The following is an 8,671-nucleotide window of genomic DNA, read 5'->3' as shown; positions in this document are numbered from 1 at the left end:
TTCAAATTGGTTCCAATACCTCGAATTTCGATATTGGATAATTTTAAAATTTCACCATAAAAAGCGATTAATTCTTCGCCCATAACACCTTCACGTAAATCACCCATTTCAATCATAATAATGATTTTATGGGTTTTATTTTGTTTTTTGGCTTCTTCAGAGAGTAATTTGATCGTGTAAATTTCAGTATTAAAACTCACATCAGCATATTTTACAATATCAGGAACACTTCTTTGTGCTGGTGGTTTGATGTAAACGGTTTGAATATTGGGATTTATTTTTTTAACTTTTCGTAAATTACTTACACGAGAATCATGAATTTCAGTTACTCCCAATGCAATTACTTCTTTCAAATAAATCGTGTTGCCACATAAAAGTTTAGACACAACCCCCCAATCAATATTTCGAGATTTGAAAATGGTATCTAAGAATTTGTAATTTTCTTCTAATTTGGTTCGGTATAGTTTTATAAAGGCCATTATTCTATTATTTTTCTGGGTATTGTTTTAGAGATTCGAGTTAAAAGTTCGTAGTTCAGTTGATTGCTAAAATCACTAAAGGAAGCTACGGAAATAGATAGGTCATTTTGGTTTCCAATGAGGACTACTTCATCTTCTTTTTGGATATTTACGACATCGGTGACATCAATCGTCATCATGTTCATATTCACAGAACCAACAACAATACAGCGTTGTCCATTGATAAGCACCCGACCTTGATTGCTCAAAGAACGACTATAGCCATGAGAATACCCTATAGGAATCACTGCAATAGTCATTTTTCTTTCAGCCAAAAAAATGGTTCCATACCCAATAAATTCGCCACTATTGACGGTTTTGATATTCATTATTTTGCTTTTCCAAGTAATGACGCGTTGTAACGGATCAATTTTACTTTTTTTCGAATTGAGGTAATTGACAAAAACTTCGGGACTGGGCCACAATCCGTATTGCATAATGCCTATTCGAACCAAATCCATTCGAGTCTCTGGAAACATCATCGAGGCTGCTGAACAAGCGGAATGTTTAATCTCAGGTGGGATGCCTTGTGTTGAAAACAGTTGGTACATTTCTTCAAACCGCTTGATTTGTTTGTCTACTCTGTAATAATTAGCAATACTTTCAGCACCTGCGTAATGGGTACAAAGCCCTTTGAAAATAACATGTTCACGTTCTCTTTTAAGAAGCGTTATAATAGGGTTTAATTCTTTTTTTTCGAAACCTGTTCGGTGCATTCCTGTTTCTAATTCAATGTGAATTCGGGCTTTTGTATGTATTTTTTTTGCGGTTTTAATTGCTTTTGTCAATCGGGTTTTATCGAATACAAAAAATTCTACTTCATTATCAATTACCCATTCCATGTCTTCTTCATTGACTAATCCCATCACCATGATAGTGGCTTGATTTTGCAATTGTGCTTTGACTAATTTTGCTTCTTCTACATCAAAAACAGAAAAATGTTTTACGCCACAATCAAATGCCATACGAACAAATTCGGCAATACCATGACCATAAGCGTTTCCTTTGACCACAGAGGAAAGAATTACCTTTTTACCAAAAGTTTTTTTGAGGAAATCAATGTTTTGTTGGTAAGCCGTTTTGTTGAGTTCTATGATTGAATTAGTGTGCATCCGTAATTTGTTTGGCTATTTGATGAAAAATGGCTACGCCTGTTGGAATAATAGCGTCAGGAAAATCATAATCTGGATTGTGAAGGGCAGGAGTATCTTTTCCCGCTCCAAGGCCGAACATGGCTCCAGCGAATTGTTGTGTGAAAATCCCAAAATCCTCTCCCCAAGTAAAAGGCGATTCTTTTTCTAGTAAGTCGAAATGGTTCATTGCTGCTGCTTTTCGAACATAATCAACGGCTTCGGGATTGTTCTCATTTGCATGAAAATTTTGCGTCCATTTTATTGAGCAATCCAGATGGTGTTTTTTAGCAATCTTTCGAGTAGTATCTTCAAGAGTAGCTTCAATTTTTTTCATCTGTTCGTTTTTGTCTGTTCGAACTGTAAAATGCGTTTCACCTGCACCAGCCGATATTCCATATGCTTTTTTTCCCATTTTGATATAAATGGAGGAAATTAAGCAAAAGTTGTCTTTCGTAATATCCGCTTGAATGTGTTGTTGGAATTTATTGGTTATTTCGGCTAAGGCCAATGCTGGATTGATTCCTTTTTCGGGTTCACCAGCGTGTGAAGTTTTTCCTTTTAGCTTAATGATGATACTATTGACCGCACAAGTAAAAGTGTTGTTTTTTACCACAATTTGGTTTTGATTGTATCTTGGTAAATTATGTAAAGCAAAAACAAAATCAGGTTTCAATGACGTAAATTTTGGGTCAGCATACACTCGTACCGCACCACGACCGTCTTCTTCAGCAGGTTGGAACAATAAAACAACCTGACCAGTTTCAGGTCTTTGAAAGTGTAGTTGAGTCGCCAGTCCACAGAGTATTGCCATGTGTCCATCGTGACCGCATTTATGTGAAACTCCTTCAATAGTTGATTTATGTTCGAAAGTGTTGATTTCTTCGATTGGTAAGGCATCTAGTTCACAACGAAACAAAACTGTTTTCCCTGGTTTTTGTCCTTTATAAATGGCTAGAATTCCTGTTTTACCTACCTCAGTTCTGATTTCATCTGGTGGATAATTTTCGAGAAAAGAAATGATTCTTTTAGCGGTTTCTTTTTCGCTTAAAGAGACCTCGGGATATTTATGTAAAGTCTTTCTTAACTCGATTAATGACGCTATAGGTAGTTTAGGATTTTTCATTTTCATTTTTATTAGATAAAGTATAGCTAACTTTAATTTAAATTATTGTCTGCAAAAATCTGCCAAATCTGCGTACTAATTTTTCACGCAGATTTAATTAAGATCAATAAGTTTTTAGTTGCTTTAAATTCATCTACTTAGAATTATTATTTAACAAGACGCATTTCTAAGTATTTATTCGTGAATCCTAGTTTCTCATACAGCTTTCTAGCTGGATTATCGGGTTCTACGTGTAATGCAACATCGCCATCTGCAATGCTAATCGCTTTTTCCATCAATTGTTTTCCGTAGCCTTTACCACGTTGACTGTTATCAACTGCAATATAGACCAAGATGTTTTCAGGAATAAAACCTTTCATTCCAGTGCTGTTAAGGATTACGGCACCTACAATTTTGTTTTCATCAATTCCTACTACAATATTTCCGCCTCTATGAGGATTCATCACGTAGTCAATGCATTTTGAAATATCTGCAATGGCATCTCCGTATTGTTCTAAATGCGTGAAAAGAAATTGAGCAATATCTTGATTGGTATAGGTTTTATCCTCTCCCGAAGTGGTATTAATTATTTTGAATTCCATTTTGTTTTTCATTTTTATTATAATGATAAAGTGATATTGTAATAAATAAAATAAGTGAAATGCTGATGCCGTAAATATTTGCATCCAAATTCTCAGGTAGTTGTAATCCTAAAGGTAACTTATTTTTGGTAATTATAAGCAAGATGGTAGTGGCTCCACCAAAGAGCATACTCCAAAAAGCTGCTATAGGATGGCTTTTTTTCCAAAACAAAGCACCTAGCACCGGAATGAAAAGTCCTGACACCATAAAGGCATAGGAGTAGAGCATGAGTTCGAGTACATTTTGCATTTGGGATGCCAATAAAATAGCAAAGAACCCAATGGCTAAGGTTACGATTTGCGACAATTGTAATTCCTGTTTATGCGTTAATTCTTTTTTAGAGAATTTGGCAATAATATCAGTTACTATGTTTCCTGACGCTGCCATAAGGCAACTATCAGCGGTAGAGAGAATAGCTGAAAAATAGGAGGAAAGCATCAATCCCATTAAACCTACGGGCAGAATGGTAGCTAATAAAATAGGTAGACCCATTTCGCTATCCATCGCAGCTGCATCTGTTATTCCAACAAACATTCCTTGGTTGGCCGCTACTTTTGCTAATAATCCTAACGTAACTCCCATAAATGCCATAATAGGCCATTCAAAAACGCCAGCAATCAACCACGCTTTTTTAGCTTCTTTTTCGCCTTTACTGGCATAAATTCTTTGATACAAAGTCATTCCCACAAACCAAATGGGAATAATGGTAATTGACCAATTTAGGATTTGGTACCCCGAAACATTCGTCAGCGATAAATATTCAGGTGATAATGAAGAAACAATAGCATCATACCCACCTACAGCGTTGTATGACATTGGAATTCCAATAATAACTAATCCCAAAATCAAGATGCTCCATTGAATTGTATCAGTGTAAATTACAGCTTTTAAACCTCCAATAGCAGTGTAAATTACAGCTATTAATCCCATGATAACCAGTGCTGTTTGAATGTTTAACCCTTCAATGGTTGCCGAAGCTAATTTGGCTCCAGCTAAAACCTGAGAACTCGTAAAACCAATGTACCCAATGGCCGAAATAATTCCTGCTAATAAGGCTACTTTGGCATTGTAAAACTCATTGAAGATTTGAGGGAACGTAAAGAATTTGTGTTTGTGTCCCAATTCGCTCACTTTTGGAATTAAGAAAACGGCACTCAACCACGCACCAATTAATCCTGTGAACAGCATCCAAGAACCTGACAATCCCATAGTAAATCCTAATCCTCCTAAGCCGATAGAGAAACCGCCTCCCACATCAGTAGCCACAACTGATAAACCAATGTGCCAACTATTCATGTTACGACCACTTACATAAAAATCTTCGGCGGTTTTGTTCTTTTTAAAAAAATATAAGCCAACTCCTAACATCGCCAGCATGTAAACGACAAAGATTATATAATCTATTACGTGCATTGTATTGTATTTCAGATTATTTTAAAGCCTGTATTGTAAATGGAATTTTTCCAAAGGCTGTTGAATGCAGCGAACTGCATATAATGATAATTTTCAGTTAGATTTCGATTATAAGAAATACTAGACTGGCTTTAGTGAAATGATAATAAAAATCACTTTCAAGCCCTGAAAATTGAATTAATCTTTGCAAAGATAAGGATTTATATCAAAAATACTATTAAAAAGTGGATTCTTGCTATTGCGACATTTTAAAAAGACAAACACAAATAGCATGATTTATTCTAAATTCAGAGTTTTGAAAAATAGAGGACACGGTTTTTTTATTCGTATCAATTATTGACATAATTTCAATTAAAGTCGGTTTTATGTGTATTAATTAAATGGCTAAAAAAAAAACGTCAACTATTTTTAAGAGGTTTTACTTGAGTTTTTTTCCATTTTATTTTTTTATAAGATTTTTCTACATTGGAGTAACAAAATGTTTATTTTTATAAAAAATATCTGTCATGCTAGTTAAAGTTTTTGGAAGTGCCGTTTTTGGTGTCGAAGCGACAACCATTACCGTAGAAGTTAATATTGATAAAGGAATTGGGTATCATTTAGTAGGTTTGCCTGACAATGCTATTAAAGAGAGTAGTTATCGAATAGCAGCGGCACTGAAGAACAATGGTTATAGTTTACCTGGTAAAAAGATTACGATTAATATGGCTCCTGCCGACTTACGCAAGGAAGGTTCAGCTTATGATTTGACACTGGCCATAGGCATTTTAGCAGCATCATCGCAAATTAACGCGAGTGAGGTTGGTAAATACCTAATTATGGGCGAACTTTCACTTGATGGAGGTTTGCAACCTATAAGAGGTGCGCTTCCTATTGCTATCAAAGCCAAAGAGGAAGGCTTTAAAGGTTTTTTTCTTCCTAAACATAATGTCAAAGAAGCAGCAATTGTAGCAGGACTTGATGTTTATGGAGTCGAAAATGTATTAGAAGTCATCGATTTTTTTGAAGGAAAGGGAACAATTGAACCTATGGTTATTAACACAAGAGATGAATTTTATAAAACCTTGGACTTTCCAGAATTCGATTTTGCTGAAGTGCGGGGGCAAGAATCGATTAAACGTTGCATGGAAATTGCGGCAGCAGGAGGACATAATATAATTCTGATTGGTCCTCCAGGCTCCGGAAAAACAATGATTGCCAAACGTTTGCCCAGTATTTTGCCTCCCATGACTTTAAAAGAAGCTTTGGAAACGACAAAAATCCACAGTGTAGCTGGAAAAGTCAAGGATGTGGGATTAATGAATCAACGTCCGTTTCGTAGTCCACATCATACCGCATCATCTGTAGCTTTGGTGGGAGGCGGGAGTTATCCACAACCGGGAGAAATTTCGTTAGCCCATAATGGTGTATTGTTCCTTGATGAGTTGCCCGAATTTAAGCGCGAAGTACTCGAAGTGATGAGGCAACCGCTCGAAGATCGAGAAGTAACCATTTCGCGGGCAAAATTTACCATTACGTATCCTTCGTCGTTTATGTTGGTGGCTAGTATGAATCCAAGTCCAAGTGGTTTTTTCAATGATCCAGATTCGCCTAACACTTCTTCGCCCTATGAAATGACCCGTTATTTGAGTAAAATTTCAGGGCCTTTATTGGATAGAATTGACATTCATATTGAAGTAACCCCTGTTCCTTTTGATAAATTAACCGAAAAGCGAAATGGAGAAAGTAGCGTAGAAATACGAAAACGAGTTACCGCAGCACGTGAAATTCAGTCGGCGCGATTTGAGGCTTTTGATAATATTCATTACAACGCACAAATGAGTTCTAAACAAATTCGGGAATATTGCGCCCTTGATGATGCTTCTTTACAATTATTGAAAACCGCCATGGAGCGCCTGAATCTTTCTGCCCGAGCTTTCGATAGAATCTTGAAAGTAGCAAGAACGATTGCTGATCTAGAAGCGGCGCCCATTGTTGTTGCTTCTCATATTGCCGAGGCGATTCAGTACCGAAGTTTGGATCGTGATGGATGGTTGGGGTAGTTTGTTTTTTAGCAGCACCACATTTCTATTCCAAAACAACTTTCGCTCCCGCTTTCCGTTATATCTCTTGTATTTGCTATCGCCATACAAGAGGATGCCACTGCAAACAAAGTTCACTGAACTCCTATGTAAATAAAAGTATTGTGAAGTAATCGGGGCTATTTTTGACGTGTAATTTCCATAAGAACGAATCGGTTGGTGCGTTGTGAGGGGAGAAGTGTTTTCAATTTATTTTTGCTCACTGTTGTGGGATGGGACACGGATGAAATGGATTCGCTAAAGTGAAAACAGGGTTAGGTTATTTCACTAAGATGCACAAAGGAAGACACAAAGATTCACAAAGTTTTAAGTCTCTGTAACCCCAATCTTGTCTTTTCGACGAAGGAGAAATCTCAGCAAGTAGCTCGACAAAGTATTTCCTATAATTCTGGTGGTTGATTCAATCGAGCCAGAAGAGGAGTTGTTTTTGTAAGTCACAATTGGTTTTTATTTTTTAGTTAATTTTCACCCACCGTAATTTGTTGATGTTTTATGTCTCTATTTTCATAATATATTCTTCTTCATTAATATAACTCCAAATTCTTTTAGAGAATCCACATCCACCAGATTCTCTCGCTTTTATTAGAACATTAACTAGAGGTTTAAAGAAGACTTTGTGCAACTGGGTTCAACCATTACCGAAAACGCCTAAGACAAAAAGGCTATCAATCTCTGACAGATGTTTACATCGAACTTAATCCATAAGTTTGCGAACCGCCGTATACGTGACCGGTACGTACGGTGGTGTGAGAGGCGCACTCTGTAAGTTACTGGCAGAGCCGTCTACTCGATTGGCAGTAGTTTATTTTGGTAAAAATCGGTTATGATCTTCTGTTTCGGATTTAATTTCCTTGAATTCTACTTTCTCAAATTTCGAATTTTGTACAATTTCAACCTTTGTTATATTCGATTTAGTTTGAATATTTGTTTTTACTTTAGTTTCGATATTATTTTTATATATTATTATGCTAAAATTAATTAGACATACAACTGCTAATAATCCTAAAATTATATTCAAATAAAGTTCAATTCCATCTTTATTCAAGTTTTGGACTAACATTACAATACCTAATAGAATAGAAACAATTCCCCAATATTGTATCGGAATCCAAAATATACTGTGATTATTTAATAGATTTACTTCTTTTCCAGTTTCTTTGTTTATGTATGTTTTTAATTTTTTGTAGTTCCATTTTATTCCAAATACGCAACTAAAAATTCCAGTAACAAGAAAAGTAATTATAAAACAATATTCTGCATAATATTTAGGTATAGTAAATACACAAAGAATCATTGTCAAAATTAGAACTAAAAAAGAGAGAATTCCTCTACCAGACCAAACTATCATAATTATATTTTTTAAATTATTTGCTTACTACTTTTAAAGTCTTTATTTCTGCATATTTAGACTGTTTTATTTAGCATTATCTCCTTTTTTAGGTTAAATTACTGCCAACGTTCTCGCGCCTTGCGCCGTTTGCGACTTACGAAGACGAGTATTTTCGGCTAAACGAAAATACGATAAAATACGGTAATTCCACTAAATTCGCAAATGGCGCAAGACGTGTGTGTGTGCCCTGCATGAGCAGGACCCACACTGTAAGTTTGAATAAAAATTCGAAAATACAAATTTCGAATTAGAAAACAAATCTTACAGTGTGTTATTTTTCCAGAGGGTGTAAGTCCCTTATGAGCGGATTGAAAACCCGAATCATTAGTACGTCGCAAGGTTGTTGGCTGCGAAGCCAGAACTGAAGGAAATGAGGCGACAAAATCCGGTAC

7 protein-coding genes are annotated in these 8,671 nt (G+C 35.8%); 1 reads left to right on the top strand and 6 read right to left on the bottom strand.

What is annotated here, in order from left to right:
- The 5 genes from WBQ70_RS06435 to WBQ70_RS06415 all read right to left on the bottom strand — a co-directional run.
- A partial coding sequence (locus WBQ70_RS06435; RefSeq protein ID WP_423911921.1) for an alanine racemase occupies nucleotides 1–479 on the bottom strand: 479 nt, incomplete at its 3' end.
- Nucleotides 479–1,630, bottom strand: coding sequence for an alanine racemase (gene alr, locus WBQ70_RS06430; RefSeq protein ID WP_423911918.1), 1,152 nt, complete (start codon nucleotides 1,628–1,630; stop codon nucleotides 479–481). The genes WBQ70_RS06435 and alr, both read right to left, overlap by 1 nt.
- A complete protein-coding gene (locus WBQ70_RS06425) occupies nucleotides 1,620–2,774 on the bottom strand; it encodes an amidohydrolase (RefSeq protein ID WP_423911915.1) in 1,155 nt (384 codons plus the stop codon). Before WBQ70_RS06425 ends, alr begins: the two co-directional genes overlap by 11 nt.
- A gap of 146 nt (nucleotides 2,775–2,920) precedes the next feature.
- Nucleotides 2,921–3,355 carry a GNAT family N-acetyltransferase gene (locus WBQ70_RS06420; RefSeq protein ID WP_423911914.1) on the bottom strand — a complete coding sequence of 145 codons (435 nt, stop codon included), beginning with the start codon at nucleotides 3,353–3,355 and terminating at the stop codon, nucleotides 2,921–2,923.
- Nucleotides 3,336–4,808 carry a sodium:solute symporter family protein gene (locus tag WBQ70_RS06415; protein ID WP_423911912.1) on the bottom strand — a complete coding sequence of 491 codons (1,473 nt, stop codon included), beginning with the start codon at nucleotides 4,806–4,808 and terminating at the stop codon, nucleotides 3,336–3,338. The genes WBQ70_RS06420 and WBQ70_RS06415 overlap by 20 nt, the downstream gene beginning before the upstream one ends.
- Nucleotides 4,809–5,314: 506 nt before the next feature.
- Here WBQ70_RS06415 and WBQ70_RS06410 point away from each other — a divergent pair.
- Nucleotides 5,315–6,850, top strand: a complete 1,536-nt coding sequence (locus tag WBQ70_RS06410; protein ID WP_423911911.1) for a YifB family Mg chelatase-like AAA ATPase — start codon at nucleotides 5,315–5,317, stop codon at nucleotides 6,848–6,850.
- Between the two features lie 841 nt (nucleotides 6,851–7,691).
- On the opposite strand, the gene WBQ70_RS06405 is transcribed toward WBQ70_RS06410, so the two are convergent.
- Nucleotides 7,692–8,237: a hypothetical protein gene (locus tag WBQ70_RS06405; protein WP_423911908.1), complete on the bottom strand. Its 546-nt coding sequence runs from the start codon at nucleotides 8,235–8,237 to the stop codon at nucleotides 7,692–7,694.
- Between the last annotated feature and the right edge of the window lie 434 nt (nucleotides 8,238–8,671).

The sequence above is a fragment of the Flavobacterium sp. genome, from assembly GCF_049590715.1.
In the GTDB taxonomy this organism is placed as follows: Bacteria; Bacteroidota; Bacteroidia; order Flavobacteriales; family Flavobacteriaceae; genus Flavobacterium.
Note: the sequence above shows the minus strand (reverse complement) of the source record. Positions and strands in the feature narration are given on the sequence as shown.

Excerpts from the sequence above, each read along its gene's own strand:
- WBQ70_RS06425 (WP_423911915.1), bottom strand. The coding sequence starts at position 2,774 with ATGAAAAATCCTAAACTACCTATAGCGTCATTAATCGAGTTAAGAAAG.
- alr (WP_423911918.1), bottom strand. The coding sequence starts at position 1,630 with ATGCACACTAATTCAATCATAGAACTCAACAAAACGGCTTACCAACAA.
- WBQ70_RS06415 (WP_423911912.1), bottom strand. The coding sequence starts at position 4,808 with ATGCACGTAATAGATTATATAATCTTTGTCGTTTACATGCTGGCGATG.
- WBQ70_RS06410 (WP_423911911.1), top strand. The coding sequence starts at position 5,315 with ATGCTAGTTAAAGTTTTTGGAAGTGCCGTTTTTGGTGTCGAAGCGACA.
- WBQ70_RS06405 (WP_423911908.1), bottom strand. The coding sequence starts at position 8,237 with ATGATAGTTTGGTCTGGTAGAGGAATTCTCTCTTTTTTAGTTCTAATT.
- WBQ70_RS06420 (WP_423911914.1), bottom strand. The coding sequence starts at position 3,355 with ATGGAATTCAAAATAATTAATACCACTTCGGGAGAGGATAAAACCTAT.